Genomic DNA, 19848 nt, shown 5'->3' with positions numbered 1-19848 from the left:
CGAGCCAACTTCACATCCGCTGGCTTGGCGGCTCCGGGCCATAGATGGGCCCCAGGACCGGCCCCGGAGCCGGGCCCAGCAGCGGTCCCAGCATCGGCGTGCCGCCGGTCAGCTCCTGGTCGATCCGGCGGTAGGGCTCCGGCCGGTGCGGGAGCTGGGCCGCGTGCCGGGGCGTGTGCGTCGGGCCTTCGATCGCGCGTTCGATGGCGCCGAGCAGGCGGCTCTCCTCGTGGTGGCGGTTGCGATACCAGGCCGTCGACCACACGCGGTAGAGCGTCCAGCCCCGGTCGCGCAGCACCTGCTCGCGCACCCGGTCGCGGTCGCGCACCGCCGGCACCGCGCGGTAGGCCGGGCCGTCGCACTCGACGCCGAGCACGTACACCTCGCCCGGCCGGCCGGGGTGCCGCACCGCCAGGTCGACGGTGTGGCCGGCCGTGCCGACCCGGGCCCGCACGCCGTAACCCCACGAGCGGATCGCGTCCATCACCGACTGCTCGAGCGGGGTCGACGCCTCGTCGGAGCCGGAGCCGAGCAGCGCCGCGGCCCCGTGCTCGGCGTAGTCCAGGTAGGCCTTGAGGTGGCGTACGGTCTCGTTGCCCAGGTCGGGCACGTCCTCGGCGCGCAGCGACGAGACCACCTCGACGAGCCGGCGGGCGCGGCTGATCGCGACGTTGAGCCGTCGCCAGCCCTTGGGCCGGGTCAGCGCGCCCAGATTCGTACTGATCTTGTCGTGCTCGTCGTAGCCGTAGCCGACCGAGAAGATGACGACGTCGCGTTCGTCGCCCTGGGCCGCCTCGACGCTCTTGACGAAGAAGCCGGTCGTGCGGTCGCCGTCGAACAGGCCGGAATACTGCGGGTGCTTCTCGATCGCCCACTCCAGGGCGTCGCGGATCGCCTCGGCCTGCGCGGCGGCCAGGGTGACCACGCCGAGCGTCTGGCCGGGCCGGTGCGCGAGGTGGTGGAGCACGCGGTCGGCGACCGCGGCCGCCTCGATCGGGTTGTCGCGGGCGGTCTCCCGGCGGTAGACGCCGTCGACCGGGAAGAATGCGACGCCCATGTCCGGAGTGGACACCTCGGCCCGCGGGAAGATCGTCAGCGCGCCCTGGTAGTACGCGTGGTCGGCGAACGCCATCAGCCCCTCGTGCCGGCTGCGGTAGTGGGTGGTCAGCGGCAGGGTCGCGAGCGCCCGGCGGGCCGGTTCGAGCAGCGGGGTGGCGTCGGTCGGGGTGTCCTCGGGCCGGTCGTAGAACGAGGTCGGCGGGAGCTGACGCTCGTCGCCGGCCACGATCAGGGCGGCACCCCGGAGGATCGCGGGCAGCGCGTCGGCCGGGGTCAGCCGCGAACCCTCGTCGACGATCACGACGTCGAAGCCGATGTCCGGCGGGAGCAGGGTGCTCACGGCGTACGGGGACATCAGGAAGCAGGGCTTGAGGCCGAGGACGGTCGTGCGGGTGAGGGCGATCAGCTCGCGTACCGGCAGGTGGCCGAAGTGCTTGTTGCCCTCCCGGCGGACGACCTCGGTGGGGCCGCCGCGCCGGTTCTCGACCGCGACCACGATGTCGGCCAGCGCGCCCGCGGTCAGTTCCTCGTCGAGCAGGTGGTACTCCTCGACCAGGTGGTTGCGGTCCTCGGCCCCGACCGGGTTCAGGTCGGAATCGTCACGCAGCACCGCCTCGGCCCAGCCGCGGTAGAGCGCCCGTTCCAGCACCGGCCACATCGCGGCGGGCGCGATCCCCTCGGCCGCGCAGAAGTCGACCGCCGCGTCGACCCCGTGGTCGGTGAAGATCTGCCCGGCGTCGGCGTGGGCGAACCACTGGTGCTGACCCTCCTCGTCGGTCAGCAAAGCGCCGAGCAGCTCGTGTGCCCGGTCGTAGTCGTCGAGCAGGATGCCCAGCTCGCCCCGCCGCACCGGCGCGAACGCGTCGAGCAGTTGCCCGCGCGCCTCCTGCCAGTCGGCCACCGCGTCGGCGAGAGCGGTCGACGGCCAGCACTCGGACAGCGCGTGGGCCTGCTTGTCGGTCAGCGGCTCGTCGTTGCCGGACCGCAGGCGCCGCGCCTCGGCCGTCCACGCCGCGATGTCGGCCAGCGCCTTGACGTTGGTCTTGGTGCCCCGGTAGCCGGTGCCGAGCAACGCGGCGTGGCTGGCCGCGTTGCGCCAGATCGCCGCCTCGGCCTCGGCTGCGGCTTCCCGCTGGTGGGACAGGTCCAGCGCCTCGCCCAGCGTGAGCCGCCGCCCGGTCGGCCCGCTGTACGCCCGGATCAGGTCGGCCGCCTTGTTCAGCGGCCCGACGTGGGCCCGCAGCCACGCGATCGCGCCCTGGATGCTGCCCTCGGCCAGTTCGGGGCGGGCCGCGTTGGCCGGCGGCGGGTACAGCTTGGCGATCCACGTGCTGAACGCGGTGCGGGCCTCGCTGACGATCCGCAGCAGAGCGTTGTTGGGCCGCGGCGCCGACAGGTGCACGGCCACCGCGGGCAGCGCCTCGGCCGGCGTCGTCTCGATACCCTCGGCGGCCGTCCGCAACGCCTCGTCGAGGGCCGCGAAGTCGGTCTCGCGGCCGTTGAAGTAGCGGCCGAGGACCGGGCCGAACTCCTCTTGCGTAGCTTCCAGCAAGGAAGATGCCTGCTTCCAGGCCGCCGCCGTGTCCAGCCGCGCCACCGCGTCGGCCGGTTTCACGGTCGGCAGCGCCACCTCGGCCGCGGCCTTCTTGTCGCGCCGATAGGAGCCGAACAGTTTGCGGGCACCCCGGTGCCGGGTGGCGAACCGCTCGGCCAGTTCGTCGACCGGTTCGTCCAGGGCTTCGGAACGGAAGTGCTGCCGGGCCTCGCTCTCGGCCGCCTCGGCGGCGGCTATGCGCGTACGCAAAATGGCCGCGCCTTCCTGGGCGCGAGCGAGCCCACCCGGCTCGAACCAGGCGGCCTCGGGTTTGTGAGGCCGGCTGATGAGGTCGGCCAGGGCGACCACCCGTGCGATGTCGGGAAAGCTGACCACGTTGGGCAGCCCGAGGCGCGCGGTGACCCGGGCCAGGTTCTCCTGGTGCTGCTCGAGCACGTCGGCGTCGTCGGTGAACTTACGGGCCAGTTCCTCGGCCTGGGTCGCGATCAGCGGCCGCAGGTCGAGCGCCGGCGGGTCGAGGTACAGGTCGGGCACGGTGCCGAGTTCGGTCGCCGAAGGCAGCTCCGACCAGGCCACCCCCTCGTATTCGAGCGCGGCCAGGTGCCGGCTCAGTTCGTCGATCGCGCGCTGCACCGGCTGCAGGTTGCGCATGGTCAGCCAGTCCTCGTGCACGTGCGGTGGCCGCCGGGCGGCGTGCCCGACCAGCGCCGCGAGCGTGCCCGCGTCGGCCGGCTCGTGCAGGTCGAACGCCTCGGCCAGCGGAGCATTCTGCTCCGCGACCTCGGCCAGCCCGTCCAACGCCAGCTTGGCGCGGCGCAGGCGGAGGCCGAGCGGCTCGCGGTCGATCACGTCCCGCCAGAGGTACGTGTCGCGCCAGGTCGCGGCGTAGTCGGCGACCGCCTGCCGGACCCGTTCGAAGCCGGCCGGCGACAGGTCGGCCGGGATCGCCGACGGTACCGGGGCGGCCGGGACCTCGAGCAGCCCGGCGCAGATCCCGAGCACCTCGTGCAGGCTCCGGCCCATCGGCCGGCGGACCCGGTTCATCGCGTCGGCGTACGCCTGAAGCCGTTCCCGCCGTTCCCGGACTGCCCGCCGGTCCACCGGGTCGACCCCGGCCAGCGGCGGCGGTTCGGTGTCGAGCGCGGCGGCCAGAGCCGACGCCACCTCGGCCCGCCCGGTGGTGTGGCTGTGCAGCGCGAGCAGGTAGTCGCCGAGCCCGGCCGCGTCCAGCCGCTGGAAGACCGTGTCGAGCGCGGCCGCCCGCTCCGAGACCACCAGCACCCGCTTGCCGGCGTGCAGCAGGGACCCGACCATGTTGGCGATCGTCTGGGTCTTGCCGGTGCCCGGCGGACCGTCGATCACGAAGCTGCGGCCCTCGACCGCGGCCGCGACGCAGGCCCGCTGGTCCGCGTCGGCGTCGAGCAGCAGCGGCACCTCCTCGGGCGGCCGCCGCTCGTCGATCTCCATCGGCGGGATGGGGGTGAAGTCGTAGAGCTTGTCGCGGTCGCCGGTGGCCAGCGCCCGCACGATCGGGTGGGTCAGCACGCGTTCCTGCTGCGCGGTCAGGTCCTGGTACGCCGCCTCGCGGTGCAGCGTGAACCGGGACAGCACGATCGTCTCGTCGGCCAGCCAGCGGAAGTCGCTGATCGCGACGTCGAGCTTGGCCCAGAGCACGGTCACGTCGAGGTCGGCGAGCGGACCGGCGACCGGCAGTTCGACGCCGAGCTTGCGCAGCCGCAGCGTCAGCGCCGGGTTGATCACCGGGTCCTCGCCGCGGATGCGCAGCCGGTGGCCGTCCAGTTCGACCGGGAGCAGCAGGAGCGGGCTCGCGTAGGTGGGCCCGGTCTCGTCCTGCCAGTGCAGCAGGCCGATCGCGAGGTGGAGGGTGGCGACGCCACGGTCGAGGAACTCCTCGCGGGCGCGTACCTCGAGCCGGTGCAGGACCGGCCGCATGATCTCTTCGGGGACGCGGGTGCGCACGGTGAACGCGGGACGCGGGTCGAGCGTTTCCGGTACGCCCTCGGCGCCGGCGAACCCGCAGTCGTCGCCCTGCCGCAGCGCCTCGACGATGCTCTTGGGTGACGGGCCGGCGATCTCCAGGGCGCCCGGGGCGTCGGGCCTCAGGTTGATCAGGCGGTTGGCGCCAGTGAGATCGAGCAGTTCGTCCCGCCAGCCATCCAACGCCGCCCGCACATCATCGTCCACCGGCGTCATATCCCGATTCCAGCAAGCCGGACACCCGTCACGCTGCCATTTGGCCCGGTTACTTCCGATAAATCGGACTCATTGCTGTCCTGCTGGGGCTGGTGTGACCCGTGGGTCGCGATGACGCGATTGGCGCCGCTGAGCTTGATGCCGCGGCCGCCGGCCATGGGATGATCTGCGCGATGCTGCAAACTTCTACGCCGGCCGTACGTTTCGTGCGCCTGCCGCCTCCAGCGCTGGAAGCCCTGCTCGCCGGGGACCTGCCCGCCGCCCGCACCGTCTGCGGAGTCCAGCTTTCGGACTGGTTCCTCTCCGACGACGTCACCTGGCTGTGGCGGATGCGCCTCGACCAGATCGCCCTCGATCCCCGGGCGGCCGACTGGATCGTCCGGGCGGCCGTATCGGTCCCCGACGAGGTGGTGGTCGGCGCCGCCGGTTTCCACGGTCCGCCGGACGACGACGGGATGGTGGAGATCGGGTACAGCACGGACCCGGACCATCGCAGGCGCGGCCACGCCCGGGCGATGGTGGCCGAGTTGCTGCGCTGGGCCGCCGCCGAGCCGGCCGTGGTCACGGTCCGGGCGAGCATCAGCCCCGAGAACCACGCCTCGCTGGCGACCATTGCCGGGTTCGGCTTCGCTCACGTCGGCGAGCAGTGGGACGACGAGGACGGCCGGGAGCTCCTCTACGAGCGCCCGGCCCGGTAAACGCGACCGGCCGACCGGCCCGCCCGCCCGGCCGGCCCGGCCCGGTAGACGCGACCGGCCGATCGGCCCGCCCGCCCGGCCCGGCCCGGTAGACGCGATCGGCCCGCCCGCCCGGCCCGGCCCAGTAGACGCGACCGGCCGCCGATCGGCCCCACCCGATCGCGGGCGGGGCCGGCCGGAACGCCGGCTCAGGCGGGCGTCGGCACCTCGACCTGGTCGGCCGCCGCCGAGTCCCGGTTCGCACGCTCGAGCGCCGCACCCTCGACGTCCAGCGCCGGCAGCCACCGCAGCCACCGTGGCAGCCACCACGCCGCCCGTCCGATCAGCGACAGCGCCGCCGGGATCGCGATCATCCGGACCACCACGGCGTCGAACAGGATGCCGATGGCCAGGGCGAACGCGATCGGCTTGATCGTGTCGTTGCCCTGCGGGACGAAGCCCGCGAAGACCGAGAACATGATCGTCGCCGCCGCGACCACGACCGGGGCCGCCTGCTTGAAACCGGTCACGATCGCGTCCCGCGGGGACGCACCGTGGGCGTGCGCCTCGTGCATGCGCGACACCAGGAAGACCTGGTAGTCCATGGCCAGGCCGAACAGGATGCCGACGATGATGATCGGCGCGAGGCTCATCAGCGGGCCGGTCGAGCCGACGTTGAGCGCCTTGGCCAGCCAGCCCCACTGGAACACCGCGGTGGTCGCGCCGAGCGACGCCCCGATGGTGAGCAGGAAGCCGAGCACGCCGAACACCGGTACGAGCAGCGAGCGGAACACCAGCACGAGCAGCACGAACGCCAGCCCGACCACCAGCACCAGATAGACCGGGAGGGCCTGGCTGAGCTTCTGCGAGACGTCGATGCTGATCGCGGTCTGGCCCGTGACGTACACCTTGGCGCCCGGACCGTCGGCGACCTGGTCGCGGATCGCGTGCACCAGGTCGACGGTCGTCTGGCTCTCCGGGCCCGACTTCGGGATCAGGGTGACCAGCGCGGCGTCGCCGCTCTGCGCGGGCCGCGGCGGCAGGGCCAGGGCCACGTCGGGCAGGCCGGCGACCTGCTTCTGCACGGTGCCCGCGTAGGACACCGCGTCCGGCCCGTCGACCAGCACCAGCAGCGGGCCGGCGACGCCCGGGCCGAAGCGCTGGTTGATGATCTGGGCCGCCTTGGCCTGGGTGCTGCCGTCGGCCGCGCGCGGGCTCAGCGATGTCCGCATCGAAAAGACCGGGATCGCGACGGCGCCGAGCGCGGCGACCGCGATCACCAGGCTGATCCAGCGCTGACCGGAGACCGTACGCGCCCAGCCCGCGATGAATCCGCGCCCGGTGTCCTCGGTCCGGACCGTGACGTCGCGCTTGCGGCGCGGCAGCGCCTTGAGCCCGATCACCGACAGCATGGCCGGTACCAGGGTGATCGCCACCAGCACCGCGATGATGATCGTCGCGGCGGCGGCCAGGCCCATCTCGGTGAGGAACGGAATGCCCGCCACCACCAGGCCGGCCAGCGCGATCACGACGGTCAGCCCGGCGGTGACCACGGCCGACCCGGCCGTGCCGACCGCCGTCGCGGCGGCCTCCCGCACCGGGAGTCCGCGCCGCAACTCCTGCCGGAATCTCGTGACGATGAACAGCGCGTAGTCGATGCCGACCGCCAGGCCCAGCATCACCGCCAGGATCGAGGTCGTCGACTGCAGCTGGACGAAGCCGGTCAGCGTGGTGATGCCGAGCGCGCCGATGGCCACCCCGACCGCGGCGGTCAGCAGGTTCATGCCGGCCGCGATCAGCGAGCCGTAGGTCACCGCGAGCACGATCAGCGCGACGACGACACCGATGCCCTCGGACGCGCCGCCGATGTCGGCCGGGTTCTGCGTCGCGTCACCGCGTACCTCAGCACCCAGGCCGGTCGATCGCGCCTGGCCGACCGAGTCGAGCAGCGCTTCGCGCTGCGGTTTCGTCAGTTCGGAGGCCGGCACGGCATAGGTGACCGTGCTGTACGCCGTGGTCTGGTCCGGCGACACCGCCGGGGCCTTCGGATCGAGCGGGTTGCTGACGTTGGCCGCGCCGGGCAGCTTGCCCAGCTCGGCGACCACCTGGGCGACCTTGCCCGCGTTGGCCGGGTCGGTGATCTTGCCACCGGCCGGGGCCTCGAGGACCACCTGGGCCGAGCCGCCGGCCGAGGCGGAGCCGAACTTCTTGGTCATCAGGTCCAGCGCGATCGTGGACTCCTGGCCCGGGATCTTGAACGTGCTGACCGTCTTGCCGGACAGCGTAGCGGCGCCCACCGCGACCGCGGCCAGCGCGACCAGCCAGGCCACGATGACCACGACTCGATGCCGGGCGGAGCCCATGCCGAGGCGGTAGAGGAGTGTTGCCATGAGGGATCCCTTGCTAGTGGGTGGGGTGTCCGAGCGCGTCGAAGGCGATGCCGACCAGCTCGGCCTCGCCTTCGAAACCGCCTTCGAGCAGGGCTATGCGGGCGATCGCCAGCGCACCGAGCGCGCCGATCACCCGCAGGGCCCGGGCCGGGTCGGCCGAGGGGTCGACCGCGAAGGCCTCGAAGACCCCCGCGCCCACCTCCTTGAGCGTCTGGCCCATGTCGTCGTCCTTCTCGCCGAGCAGGCCGGAGAGCAGCAGGCGCACCGAGCCGGGCCGGCGCATCGCGAGGTGGGCCACGCCGTTGAGGGCGGCGCGGTCGCGATCGGGGCCGGGCGGCAGGTCGGCGACCACTGCGGTGATCGCCCGCAACTCGTCGACGGAGCGGTCGATGACCGCCGCCTGGAGGGCCTCCTTGGTGGGGTAACGGTGCAGGAGGCCGGTCTTGGAGTAGCCGACGGCGTCGGCGATGCGCTGCACCGACGTCTGCTTGAACCCGTGCCGCGCGAAGAGCGACGCGGCGGTCTCGAGGATCTCGTCGTCGATCTGCTGGCGGCTCGGGCGCGGCATGCGGACCAGAGTAGTCGGTTACGGACCAAGTTGGTCCTATACACCGACCGTGGCGGTCCCCACACCGTGCCCATGATTCAGAACCGAGGGGGACCCGGCACCCAGGGCCGGGATATCGGCGCGGCCAGAGCGGCGGAAGAGGCGATCGGGGCGGCCGCCCCGATCGCGATCAGGGCTTGGGCAAGAGGTGGCATGGCCGGGACATTAGAAAGCCCTGAGCGGCAGCGATATGCCCCGGTCAACTGTCCGACGAACGGTAACCGTCCGCTGTGGATTTCCGTCGTATCGGGGGAAACCCTGGGGTGCAACATACGGGTCCGCTGCGGGTCGAGCCCGGATGTTCCCAGCTCATGCCCTGCCTAGGTTCAGCTACGACAAAGGTGCATGACGCATAGGGGGCCGGAATGGGCAGGCGACCGGTAACGGTACGCATGGCGCGGTGGAGCGCCGAACACCCGTGGCGCGCGATCGCGCTCTGGATAGTTTTCGTGGCCGTCTGTTTCGTGGGGGGCAATGCGGCCGGCACGAACAAGTCGACCCCGGAGGACGACGCGATCGGCGAGTCCGGCCGCGCCTACGTGATGATCGACCACGGCAAGTTCGGCGACGCGCCGGCGGTAGACAACGTCCTGATCACGGCCCGGTCGGGCGCACTCGACCAGACCGCGGCGTCGAAGGTCGCCGCGGACGTCGCCGCGAAGTTCAAGACGGTGACCGGCGTCGAGAAGGTCGAGAAGCCGGTGCCCGCCCAGGACGGCTCGGCGCTGCTCGTGCCGATCACGATGAGCGGCGACCCGGACACCGCCTCCGACCGCATCCAGCCGCTGCTCGCGGCCACTGCCGAGGTCCAGAGCGCGCACCCTGAGCTGCGGGTCGAGGAGGTCGGCGGCCCGTCGATCAACAAGGCCCTCGACGACACCATCGGCAAGGACTTCCAGCGGGCCGAGGTCCTCAGCCTCCCGGTGACCCTGGTCATCCTGATCCTCGCCTTCGGCGCGCTGATCGCGGCCGGCGTCCCGGTGCTGCTGGCGCTCTCCTCGGTGGCCGCCGCGATAGGTCTCTCCACACTGGCCTCACACCTGGTGCCGATGGGTGATGTGACCAGCAGCGTGATCCTGCTGATCGGCATGGCGGTCGGCGTCGACTACTCGCTCTTCTATGTACGACGGGAACGCGAGGAACGGGCCCGCGGGCGGGGGCACGTCGACGCGGTCGAGATCGCCGCCGCCACCTCCGGCCACGCCGTGGTCGTCTCCGGCACCGCGGTCGTCATCGCGATGTCCGGCCTGTTCCTGGCCGGCGACTCCACGTTCTCCTCGCTGGCGGTCGGCTCGATCCTGGTCGTCGCGGTGGCGGTGCTCGGTTCGCTGTCCGTCCTCCCGGCGCTGCTGGCCAAGCTGGGCCGCTGGGTCGACCGGCCCCGCGTGCCGTTCCTCTGGCGCCTGACCAGCCGGAACATCGGCGCCCCCGAGGGCAGTCGCGTCTGGCGCCGGCTGCTGACCCCGGCGCTGCGCTGGCCGCTCGCCACGCTGCTGGTCAGCGTGCTCGCCCTGCTCGCGGTGGCGGCCCCGGCGCTCGGCATGAAGCTGAAGTTCGTCGGCACCGAGGACCTGCCACGCACTACGCCGGTCATGCAGGCGTACGACCGGTTGTCCGCGGCGTTCCCCAGCAACGGCACCACCCACGTGATCGCGGTGCAGGCCCCGGCCGCCCAGGCCGGACAGGTCAGGGCCGCGCTGACCAAGCTGGCCGGCGACACCCAGAAGGACCCGCTGTTCGCCAAGCTGGAGGCGACCGGCCCCGAGATCAAGGTCTCGCCCGACCGGACCGTCTCGACGCTGACCGTCGCCACACCGTTCTCCGGCCGCAGCGACCAGGCCCGGCAGTCCCTCGACCACCTCCGGCAGAATTTGGTGCCGGCCGACCTCGGCGGCATCTCCGGCGCCGAGTACGCCGTGGGCGGCGACATCGCCTCCAACGTCGACTACGCCGAGCACGTCTGGCACATCCTGCCGATCGTGGCGGGATTCGTCCTGGTGCTGACGTTCCTGGTGATGGCGTGGACGTTCCGCTCGCTGGTCGTGGCCGGGACCGCGATCGTGCTCAACCTGCTCTCGGCCGGTGCCGCCTACGGCCTGCTCGTGCTGATCTTCCAGCGCGACTGGGCGCCGAGAACGTTCGGGTTCACCTCGATGGACGCGATCGTCAGCTGGCTGCCGCTGTTCCTCTTCGTGGTCCTGTTCGGCCTGTCGATGGACTACCACGTGTTCGTGGTGAGCCGGATCCGCGAGGCGGTCCAGCGCGGCGTGCCGACCCGCGAGGCGGTCGCCCAGGGCATCAGCGGCTCGGCCGGCGTGGTCAGCAGTGCCGCCATCGTGATGGTCGGCGTGTTCTCGATCTTCGCGACGCTGAGCACGATCGACTTCAAGCAGCTGGGCGTCGGCCTGGCGACGGCGATCCTGCTCGACGCCACGATCATCCGGGCGGTCGTGCTGCCGTCCCTGATGATCCTGCTCGGCAAGGCCAACTGGTGGGCACCGAAGTTCATGCGGCCCACCTCCGGCAAGCACGTCGCCGCGCCGGAGGACACCGCCCCCGAGATGCCCGAACTGGTCGGGGCTCCCTGACCGTCCGGTACCGAGACCCCCCGGCCGCTGCCCCGCGGCCGGGGGTTTTACCTAGCGGTAACATCAGGGCCTTCAAAGACCCCTGTCGATCGGTTATCGAGATGGCCACCGATGCGCTCGACGCTCTGGTCCGCGACCTCGCCGAGGACCAGCAGCTGATCGATGACGTCGTGGGAGCGGCCCGGGCCGACTTCCCCGAGGTCGCCCGCCTGCCCTGGGCGGAGAGCCGCCGGCACGTGGCCGCGCTGATGGCGGCCGGGTTCGCCGCGTTCTCCCACGACTCGGCCGACGACCTCGACTTCACGTCGGCCTTCCGCTTCGGCGCCGAACGGGCCGCCCTCGGCGTGCCGGTCGGTGGGCTGCTCTCCGGGGTGCACGCCGGGCGCAGCCGCATCCTCGAGATCGCCATCAACCGCGGGCGGGCCGCCGGCATCCCGTACGACGTGCTCCTTCAGGCCCTGCTCAAACTCGACCGGTTCGGCACCGCGCTCGAACACCACGTGATCGACGGCTACCGGGCGGCCGAGCGCGACCTCGACCACGACGGCCGGGCCGACCGCATCCAGGTGCTGCGCCACCTGCTGCTCGACGAGGAAGGGCCGGCGATCGACCCGGCGACCCTCGGGCTCACCGGGTCGGGCCGCTATCACTGCGTGGTCTCCGACGCCGCCGACCCCGGCCGGGTCCGGGCCATGGAGCAGACGTACGCGCGGTGCGGTGGCGTCCTCGCTCCGGTGGCCGGCCGGCTCAGCGGGCTCACGCCGCGCCTGCCCCCGACGACGCGGGAGGAGCCGGGGGTGCTGGTGGTGACCACTCCGGCCGTACGCCTCTCGCAGGCGCCCGACGCGTACCGTCTCGGGGTGACCGCCCTGACCGCCGGCCTGGCCGGCGGAGCCGCCGGAGTCCGCAGCGTGACCGACCTGGCCGGGGAGACCGCGCTCGCCGCCCAGCCGCTGCTGGCCGGCTTCCTCAGCCAGGACCTGCTCGCCGACCTCGACCCGGCCGACCCCTTCCACCGCGACCTGGTCTCGACCGCGCTGGCCTTCCTCGACCGCGGGCAGCGGCTCGACCGCACCGCGACCGCGTTGCACCTGCACCCCAACACGGTCCGGTACCGCCTGCGCCGCCTGCACGAACTGACCGGCTTCAACGACGCGGGCGGCACCCCGGTGACCGAGACGATCCGCTGGTGGTGGGCCCTGCGGACCTGGTCCCGCAGCTAGCTGTAGGAGAGCGTGAAGTTGTTGCTCGTGAAGCTCGACTGGCCGGCGGTGCCGCTCAGCTCGAAGCCGAATTGGACGTCGCCGATCGTGACGTCGGCCCACCAGCCCTGCGTGCGCAGCCAGTTGAGGACGGCCAGCACGTCGACGGTCGCCGCGTTCGTGGTGCTGGTACGGACGAAGGAGTAGACCGCGTTGGCGCCGTTCGAGCCCCGGTAGACGTTGAACGTGCTGCCGCCCACGGAGACGTTGCGGGCGGTCGGTACGGCGCCGTTCGAGTCGTACGATTCGGCGATCGGCCCGACCGCGCCGTGCTGGTTGGCCCAGATCATGACCTCGTAGGCGTTGCTGTTGGCCCAGATGTCGTACGCCGTCTCGTAGTCGCCGTCGGCCGGAACCGACACGTTGAACGAGCTGCTCACGGCGGACAGCGAGCTCAGTTGGCGGTTGAGTGTCTTGCCGCTGTGCGGGTACGACTTCACGCCGCTCGTGCGCGGATGGTCGGCGACGACACCCCAGTTGGAGCCGGTACGCGCCCAGATCGTCTGCGGGCCGGCCCCGCCGCCCCAGACGTCGTTGTTGAGCGTGTAGCCGTTGTTGGTCCACGAGTCCCACTGGCCGGTGCCCACCCAGGCCGCGTCGCTGGGGACGCCGCTGGTCTGGGTCGGCGGCGGGGTGGTCGGGCCGGTGGTCGGGCCGGTGGTCGGGCCGGTCGTGCTTCCCGTGCAGGCCACGCCGTTGAGGCTGAACGCGGCCGGCACCGGGTTGCTGCCGTTCCACGAGCCGTTGAACCCGAACGACGCCGTCCCGTTGGTCGGCACTGAACCGTTGTAGCCGGCGCTCTTGGCCGTGACCTGCGAGCCGCTCTGGGTCACGGTCGCGTTCCAGGCCTGGGTGATCTGCTGGCCCGCACCGTACGACCAGGTCAGCGTCCACGAGCCGACCGCGTCCCCCAGGTTCTTGATCGTCACGTTGGCCCCGAAGCCGCCGGGCCAGCTGCTGCTGATCGCATAGTCGACCGTGCAGCCGCTGAGCGCGGACGCCGGCAGGGCCGTCACCACGCCCGCTCCGGCCGCGACCATTGTCGCCACGGCCACGGACAGGCCGAGTGTTCGCTTTCGCATCTCGATCCAATCGAAGCGCTTCGACGACGGCTTCGTTATTTCACCGACGTCAATGTTGTTTTGCGGAGATGCTAAACACGACGTTGTCCGCCGAACAAGAGTTACATCGATAGACGCAAATACTTAAGGAAGCCCTATGATCGGCCTCCGTCCAGCTGTCCCGGCCGACGCCGACTTCTGCTACCTGGTTCATCGCGCCGCCATGAAGGCCTACATCGAGGCGGTCTGGGGCTGGGTGGAGGCCGACCAGCGCGCGCTGCACGACCGCGGCTTCGACCCGTCGCGCACCCGCATCGTCACGGTCGACGGCGAGGATGCCGGACTGCTGATCGTCGAGGACACACCCGAGCACGTCTACGTCGGCCGCATCGAGATCCGGCCGGAGCACCAGGGCCGCGGGGCCGGCAGCCACCTCATCGGCGAACTGCTGCGGGACCGGCCGGTCGAGCTGGACGTCCTCGCCGTCAACCCGCGCGCCCACGCACTCTATCGGCGCCTCGGCTTCCAGGACGTGCGCGACGACGGCATCCGGACGCGGATGCGCTGGTCACCGCGTACGGAAAGGGGCGACCCCTGATCAAGCAAGCGTGGCGCGGCGGCCTCCGGAGGCCGCCGCGCCACATCGGACGGTCGGATCAGGTTGCGCTGCAGGAGACCGTCGGCCAGGTGGTCTTGCCGTTGGTCTGGATCGTGACGCCGAAGTTGTTGCCGCTGCCGTTCGGCTTCGCGGTCATCACCTGCGCACTCGACCAGCTTGCCGTCGTGTTCCAGGTCGCGATGACCTTCTCCGGGGAGGGGATGTTCATCGTCACGGTCCAGTTGCTTCCGCCACTCACCGCCACGTTCAGGTTGTAGCGGTCGCTCCACGACTGCCCGGCCGACAGGGTCGCGGTGCAGCTGCTGCTGCCGCCCCCGCCGCCGCCACCGCCGCCGCCACCGCCACCGCCACCGCCGCTGCTCCCGTCGGGAGCGACCGCGCGGCCGGTCTGCGGCGAGATCATGCCGGCGCAGAGACCCCGGCTGTTCAGCCCCTGCACGATGCGCGGGATCGCGGCCAGCGTGTTGGCCGGCCACTCGTGCATCAGGATGACCTGGCCGTTGGTGAGCCGGGCGTTCGCGGCGACGATCGCGTCGACGCTGGCGCCGTTCCAGTCCTGCGAATCGACATCCCAGATGACCTGGGTGAGGCCGTACTTCTGCTCGACCGACTGCAGCGTCCCGTTGGTCTCGCCGTAGGGCGGACGGAACAGCTGCGGCGTGCCGCCCCCGGCGTTGGCGATCGCCTGCTGGGTGCGCGAGACCTCGGAGTCGATCTGGGCCTGGCTCTCCTGGATCAGGTGCGGGTGCGTGTAGCTGTGGTTGCCGATCCACATGCCGGCGGCCTTCTCGGCCGCGACCTGGGCCGGATAGGCGGCCGCATATTGTCCCTCGTTGAAGACGGTCGCCCGGATACCGTTCTGCTTCAATGCGTTCAGCAGCGCCGGAGTGTGGTCATTGGAGGGTCCGTCGTCGAACGTGATGCCGACATAGCCGTTGCAGGTCGCCGCGTGGGCCGGCGTTTCCAGGACAGCGAGCACGCTGGCGGCGGCCAAGGCTACCGCGGCGATCAGGATTCGCTTGCGCATCGTGCTTTCCCTTCTTTTGATGTACGCCATCAGCTCGCCGAACAGGACACGGTGGGCCACGTGGTGCTGCCGTTCGGCTTCGCGGTCATCACCTGGGCACTCGGCCAGGTCGCCGTCGCGGTCTCGGCGGTGCCGAGCCGCAGCCGGCGTTTTGTCGGGGGTGCGTGGACGTCGGTCATGTGGTGCTCCTTCTCGTGCGGGCCTCGGTGGTGACCCGGATCGACACCAGTGGATGGCTGCCGATCGGCGCCAGTATTCGACGGCTGTCCATGCGTTGTCAACAGCAACTTTCGGAGCGAGATGGCGGTGATATCACCTGCACAGGTACATCACGACATCGTTTGAGCGCCTCCCGGCGGACCGCAAGGTCCAACATGTTTCCGAGAGTTTCGACGATGGTTTCGCCGTTCATCGAGGTCGGCGCGACGACATCCGGGAGGCCGCGGCAACGCCACCCCGGACCGGGCCGCCTAACTCCGAAAGTTCAGGCCGGCGTTGAACTGCAGCGTGTCCCGCAGGTGCCGCCTCACCCGGCGGTCACCCTGAGAAGCCCTGCTCAACCTCCGAACACGGACCCCGTCATCACCTTGAACCCGGCGACGCAATGCAGGAAGTAGGTGCTGCCGCCCGCGGAGACCGGAATCGGCCAGGCGTTGATCGTCCAGCCCTTGGTCCGGTTCTGATCCTTGCTGCGCTCCTGCATGAGCTCGCGCGTGCAGGCCCGCTTGACGTCCGGCCGCTTCATCAGGCCGTCGAGATCGACGTCGAACAGGTTGACGTCGCCGGGCAGCGGGATCGCGGCGAAGGTCTGCATGTAGTGCTCGACCTTGCAGTCGAGACGCCTCGGCGGAACCTCCCGGCCGGCGAGCAACGTGATGCCGCCCCAGCACATCTCCTCGGTCGGGCAGAGTTCGGCACCGCAGACCCTGAACCCGGCCGGAACGGCGGCCTCCGCCGGGATGCTGACGGCCGCCCCGGGGCGGCTCCCGCCGACCCTGGAGCCACCGCCGCGGGTCACGCCCCAAACCGCGATCCCGGCACCGACCAGCAGCACGGCGACCGCAGCCCCGACGCGGCTCCGCGACTTGCCACCACCCCTGGCCGGCCCTCCTTGGCTGCCCGGCACCGCCTGCGGCGGGACGTTTCCGGAGCCGGCCGTGCGGGCAGCGTCGGCCAGGGCAGCCGCGGACGGCCAGCGCTGCCCCGGGTCGACGGCCAGCGCCCGGTCGACGACGGCCAGGACCGCAGCCGGCAGCGGCATCCCGAACGACGCCGGCGCCTGCTGCACGCGCAGAATCGCCACAGCGTACGGGTTGTCCGCCTGGAAAGGCCTCCGCCCGGCGAGGCATTCGTACGCGGTGAGACCGAGCGCGTACACGTCGGTGAGCGGCCCGACCGGCTGCCCGAGAACCTGCTCGGGCGAAAGATAGCTGGGCGTACCGATGATCGCCCCGGACACGGTGAGCCGGCCCGCGTCCGCATGCCGCGAAATGCCGAAGTCGGTGACCACAACCTGCCCGTCCCGGCGAATCAGCAGATTGGCCGGTTTGACGTCCCGGTGCACAAGCCCCGCCGCATGCACCGCCTGCAGCCCTTCGGCCGCCTGCGCAATCACCCGCATGGTGTCGGCCGCACCGAGCCGCCCCACCCGGCCCAGCAGCCCCGCGAGAGACTCACCGTCCACGAACTCCATCACCAGGTAGGTCACCCCGGCGTCGGTCCCGTAGTCGTGAATGGACGCCACCGCCGGATGGTTGACCCGCGCCATCGCGGTCGCCTCGGACAGGAACCGCTGCGCAAACCCGGGGTCCCCGGCGACGCCGGGCAGCATCACCTTGACCGCGACCGTACGCCCGAGCACCTCGTCGGTCCCCCGCCAGACCTCGCCCATGCCCCCAGCGCCGATCCGCACGTCAAGGCGATATCGGCCGCCGAGCCTAACCCCAGCCCCCAGCGTCACGCCGGACAGCTTAGAACCTCCGCTGCGCCCCACCTCAAGGCCACCAAGCCGCAGCTCAGCCTCCCGAACCACTCCAAAAGACACCATCCGCCCCACGCCAGAAGTCGGGCTCGCCCGGCCCGGACAAAGCCGCCTAAGGCTCGAAGGCTCGAAGGGGCGGGGATTCGAGGCCGGCCGGAGCCGGGGGCGTTGCGGCGCGGCGCGGCGGAAGCCTGGCCCGGATTGGGCTCATGGATTGCGCGCCATCGCCGCCCTCGCGGTTGGAGAGGGCCGAACCGGCGGCGCGTGACCTCGGGTCGTGGCCCAGCGATGCAAGGGTGCCGCCCACCCCACGCCATGCCGAGCCGCCGAAGCCATCGCCCCGCCTGCGGTGAGGAAGGCTGCCAAGCCCAACCGAAGGCATCCCCTGCCGACTATGGATGCCGGTCGGGCCTTGCCCGAAGGCCGCCCACCGGGCAGCAGTGCAGGAAGATTGCCCACCGACTCGGGAGGCAAGCGCGACCGGCCCGGTTCAGCTCGCCCGCCCGACTGGGAGAACAGGCGTCCCGCGACCCAAAGGGACGGCAGCCGGGCCCGTCAATGGACCGCCAAGCCGGGAACGCGCGAGGCGGCGCGGAACTGAGAGCGCAGAGCGGGTCGAGACTGTGCAACGGATGGGCCCGGGAACGAGCTAGACGCTCTACCTCGTTCTCGGGCCCGATCCCGTCTCAGCGTAAGAAAGCCTCGCCCACCAACCGTCAGGAAGGCGTCGACTGGCCGGCTACCGGGGCGACCGGTAAGCCCGGCGCCGGGTTGTGGCCTGGGGTTTCGCCGCGGGCTACGGCGCCCGGGGCGGTTTCGCGGTCGATGCCTGCGGCGGCGTAGGCGTCGTCCTCGTCGAGGGTTTCGGATTCGAGTAGGCGGTGTGCCAGCTGGTTGAGCTGGGGCCGGTGGGAGCCGAGCAGTTCCAGCGCCTCCGCGTAGCACGAGTCGACGATTTTGCGGACCTCGGCGTCGATCAGTTCCTTCGTCGCGGGGGCTACGCCGTCGAGGCCGAGTGGAGACTCCTGGCCCGGCGGGGGCAGGACGGTGACCGGCCCGATCGCCTCGGACATGCCCCAGCGGCCGACCATCTGGCGGGCGATGTTGCTGACCTGGTCGAGGTCGCTTTCGGCGCCGGTGGTCATGTCGCCGAAGACGACCTCTTCGGCTGCCCGGCCGCCCAGGGCACCGATGATGCGCCCGCGCAGGTATTTTGCCGAGTAACCGTAGCGGTCGGTGGCCGGGGACTGGAACGTGACGCCCAGGGCCTGGCCGCGCGGGATGATCGAGATTTTGCGGACCGGGTCGGCGCCCGGGGTGAGCATGCCGAGCAGGGCGTGGCCGGACTCGTGGAACGCGGTGCGCTCCTTCTCGTCCGGGGTCAGCATGATGCCGCGGACCGTGCCCAGCATGATCTTTTCGAGGGCGTCGGTGAAGTCGGGGGTCTCGACCTGGGTGTGCCCGCGCCGGGCGGCCAGCAGGGCGGCCTCATTGACCAGGTTTTTGAGGTCGGCGCCGACCATGCCGGGCGTGGCCGAGGCGAGGTCTTGCAGGCGCACGCCGGGCGCGACCGGGACCCCGCGGGTGTGCACCTCGAGGATTTTGCGCCGGCCGACCAGGTCGGGCGGGCTGACCGTGACGCGGCGGTCGAAGCGGCCCGGCCGCAGCAGCGCCGCGTCGAGGATCTCGGCCCGGTTGGTCGCGGCCAGCACGACCACGCCCTCGGCGCCGGTGAAGCCGTCCATCTCGGTCAGGATCTGGTTGAGCGTCTGCTCGCGCTCGTCGTTGCCGCCGAGCGACTGGGCGCCGCCGCGAGCGCGGCCGATCGCATCGAGCTCGTCGATGAAGATGATCGACGGGGCGACCTTTTTGGCGGTGTCGAACAGGTCGCGGACGCGGGAGGCGCCGACGCCGACGATCATCTCGATGAACTCGGAGGCCGAGATCGAGAAGAACGGCACCTGGGCCTCGCCGGCCACCGCGCGGGCGAGCAGCGTCTTGCCGGTGCCGGGCGGGCCGGAGAGCAGCACGCCGTGCGGGATCTGCGCGCCGAGCTTGCGGTATTTTTCCGGCTCGCGCAGGAAGTCGACGATCTCGGTGACCTCCTGTTCGACTTCTTCGATGCCGGCCACGTCGGCGAACGTGGTGCGTGGACCCGACTCGGGTTGGTAGAGCTTGGCCCGGGACCGGCCGAAGCCGCCCAGTCCACCCCCGCCGCCGAGCCCGGCGGCCATCCGCCGGCTGACCCACACCAGCAGGCCGACCAGCAGGATCGTGGGGCCGAAGCCGACCAGCAGCTGCTGCCAGATCGGGGCCGGCGCGTCGGGCGGGTTGGCGTTGACCGGCACGTTGTTGCCCTGCAGCGCGGCGAAGAGCCGGTCGTCGGCGAACGACGGCCGCTGGGTCTTGAACCGGTCGACGTCTTCCGCCTTGGTCTCACCGCTCGGCGTGTAGGACGTCTTTTTGCGGAACGTGCCCTCGATGGTGTCGCCGGTCGAGGTGATCTCGGAGACGTTGTTGGCCGTCACCTGGGTGGTGAAGAACGTGTAGGACACCGCGGTGCGGGCCGGCGGCGCAAGCAGGAACGACGAGATGATCCAGTTGAGCGCGAGGAGCACCACGAGCATCCAGCCGAAGCGCATCCAGGCCGGTCGCGGCTTCTTCGGGCTGTCGGAACCGTGGCCGGGCGGCGCCCCCTCGACCCGCCAGGGTGGCGGGCCGGCGGGGCGGTCGGGAGACCGGCTGGAATTGTTCTGCGGCGCATCGGCGGGCATGGAGGAAAGTTACTCCTCCTGGGTGACAAAACTG

12 protein-coding genes are annotated in these 19848 nt (G+C 71.4%); 4 read left to right on the top strand and 8 right to left on the bottom strand.

Features of this window, described 5'->3' with window-relative positions; all coding sequences use genetic code 11:
• Window positions 1-10: 10 nt before the first annotated feature.
• Entirely contained in the window at window positions 11-4828 is a 4818-nt protein-coding gene (locus tag ACIA5C_RS12075; protein ID WP_396053567.1) for a DUF4011 domain-containing protein, read from the bottom strand.
• A 173-nt stretch (window positions 4829-5001) separates the two neighbouring features.
• On the opposite strand from ACIA5C_RS12075, the gene ACIA5C_RS12070 reads away from it, so the two are divergent.
• Window positions 5002-5526 carry a GNAT family N-acetyltransferase gene (locus ACIA5C_RS12070; protein WP_396053565.1) on the top strand — a complete coding sequence of 175 codons (525 nt, stop codon included), beginning with the start codon at window positions 5002-5004 and terminating at the stop codon, window positions 5524-5526.
• A gap of 188 nt (window positions 5527-5714) precedes the next feature.
• Here ACIA5C_RS12070 and ACIA5C_RS12065 read toward each other — a convergent pair whose 3' ends face one another.
• Together ACIA5C_RS12065 and ACIA5C_RS12060 are read right to left on the bottom strand one after the other, a co-directional pair.
• Window positions 5715-7895 (bottom strand): MMPL family transporter, encoded by a 2181-nt coding sequence (locus ACIA5C_RS12065; RefSeq protein WP_396053563.1) that lies wholly within the window; start codon window positions 7893-7895, stop codon window positions 5715-5717.
• 13 nt (window positions 7896-7908) lie between these two features.
• A complete protein-coding gene (locus tag ACIA5C_RS12060) occupies window positions 7909-8463 on the bottom strand; it encodes a TetR/AcrR family transcriptional regulator (RefSeq protein ID WP_396053561.1) in 555 nt (184 codons plus the stop codon).
• 431 nt (window positions 8464-8894) lie between these two features.
• Here ACIA5C_RS12060 and ACIA5C_RS12055 point away from each other — a divergent pair, with 431 nt between their 5' ends.
• Together ACIA5C_RS12055 and ACIA5C_RS12050 are read left to right on the top strand one after the other, a co-directional pair.
• A complete protein-coding gene (locus ACIA5C_RS12055; RefSeq protein ID WP_396053559.1) occupies window positions 8895-11090 on the top strand; it encodes an MMPL family transporter in 2196 nt (731 codons plus the stop codon).
• A 101-nt stretch (window positions 11091-11191) separates the two neighbouring features.
• Complete coding sequence (locus ACIA5C_RS12050) at window positions 11192-12313, top strand: helix-turn-helix domain-containing protein (RefSeq protein WP_396053557.1); 1122 nt, start codon at window positions 11192-11194, stop codon at window positions 12311-12313.
• Here ACIA5C_RS12050 and ACIA5C_RS12045 read toward each other — a convergent pair.
• A complete protein-coding gene (locus ACIA5C_RS12045; protein ID WP_396053555.1) occupies window positions 12310-13434 on the bottom strand; it encodes a cellulose binding domain-containing protein in 1125 nt (374 codons plus the stop codon). The genes ACIA5C_RS12050 and ACIA5C_RS12045 overlap by 4 nt on opposite strands.
• A 136-nt stretch (window positions 13435-13570) precedes the next feature.
• On the opposite strand from ACIA5C_RS12045, the gene ACIA5C_RS12040 reads away from it, so the two are divergent.
• Window positions 13571-14011: a GNAT family N-acetyltransferase gene (locus ACIA5C_RS12040; protein ID WP_396053553.1), complete on the top strand. Its 441-nt coding sequence runs from the start codon at window positions 13571-13573 to the stop codon at window positions 14009-14011.
• Between the two features lie 58 nt (window positions 14012-14069).
• Here ACIA5C_RS12040 and ACIA5C_RS12035 read toward each other — a convergent pair whose 3' ends face one another.
• The 4 genes from ACIA5C_RS12035 to ftsH form a co-directional block, all read right to left on the bottom strand.
• Window positions 14070-15059, bottom strand: a complete 990-nt coding sequence (locus ACIA5C_RS12035) for a polysaccharide deacetylase family protein (RefSeq protein ID WP_396053551.1) — start codon at window positions 15057-15059, stop codon at window positions 14070-14072.
• 29 nt (window positions 15060-15088) lie between these two features.
• On the bottom strand, window positions 15089-15238 hold the full coding sequence (locus ACIA5C_RS12030) for a hypothetical protein (RefSeq protein WP_396053549.1): 150 nt from the start codon (window positions 15236-15238) through the stop codon (window positions 15089-15091).
• A gap of 377 nt (window positions 15239-15615) precedes the next feature.
• Entirely contained in the window at window positions 15616-16971 is a 1356-nt protein-coding gene (locus ACIA5C_RS12025; RefSeq protein ID WP_396053547.1) for a serine/threonine-protein kinase, read from the bottom strand.
• A gap of 785 nt (window positions 16972-17756) precedes the next feature.
• Window positions 17757-19814 (bottom strand): ATP-dependent zinc metalloprotease FtsH, encoded by a 2058-nt coding sequence (gene ftsH, locus ACIA5C_RS12020; protein ID WP_396053545.1) that lies wholly within the window; start codon window positions 19812-19814, stop codon window positions 17757-17759.
• Between the last annotated feature and the right edge of the window lie 34 nt (window positions 19815-19848).

The sequence above is a fragment of the Actinoplanes sp. NPDC051343 genome (assembly GCF_044455125.1).
GTDB lineage: Bacteria > Actinomycetota > Actinomycetes > Mycobacteriales > Micromonosporaceae > Actinoplanes.
Note: the sequence above shows the minus strand (reverse complement) of the source record. Positions and strands in the feature narration are given on the sequence as shown.

Coding starts and splice junctions, on each gene's coding strand:
- ACIA5C_RS12075 (WP_396053567.1), bottom strand. CDS start 4,828: ATGACGCCGGTGGACGATGATGTGCGGGCGGCGTTGGATGGCTGGCGG.
- ACIA5C_RS12070 (WP_396053565.1), top strand. CDS start 5,002: ATGCTGCAAACTTCTACGCCGGCCGTACGTTTCGTGCGCCTGCCGCCT.
- ACIA5C_RS12065 (WP_396053563.1), bottom strand. CDS start 7,895: ATGGCAACACTCCTCTACCGCCTCGGCATGGGCTCCGCCCGGCATCGA.
- ACIA5C_RS12060 (WP_396053561.1), bottom strand. CDS start 8,463: ATGCCGCGCCCGAGCCGCCAGCAGATCGACGACGAGATCCTCGAGACC.
- ACIA5C_RS12055 (WP_396053559.1), top strand. CDS start 8,895: ATGGCGCGGTGGAGCGCCGAACACCCGTGGCGCGCGATCGCGCTCTGG.
- ACIA5C_RS12050 (WP_396053557.1), top strand. CDS start 11,192: ATGGCCACCGATGCGCTCGACGCTCTGGTCCGCGACCTCGCCGAGGAC.
- ACIA5C_RS12045 (WP_396053555.1), bottom strand. CDS start 13,434: ATGCGAAAGCGAACACTCGGCCTGTCCGTGGCCGTGGCGACAATGGTC.
- ACIA5C_RS12040 (WP_396053553.1), top strand. CDS start 13,571: ATGATCGGCCTCCGTCCAGCTGTCCCGGCCGACGCCGACTTCTGCTAC.
- ACIA5C_RS12035 (WP_396053551.1), bottom strand. CDS start 15,059: ATGCGCAAGCGAATCCTGATCGCCGCGGTAGCCTTGGCCGCCGCCAGC.
- ACIA5C_RS12030 (WP_396053549.1), bottom strand. CDS start 15,238: ATGACCGACGTCCACGCACCCCCGACAAAACGCCGGCTGCGGCTCGGC.
- ftsH (WP_396053545.1), bottom strand. CDS start 19,814: ATGCCCGCCGATGCGCCGCAGAACAATTCCAGCCGGTCTCCCGACCGC.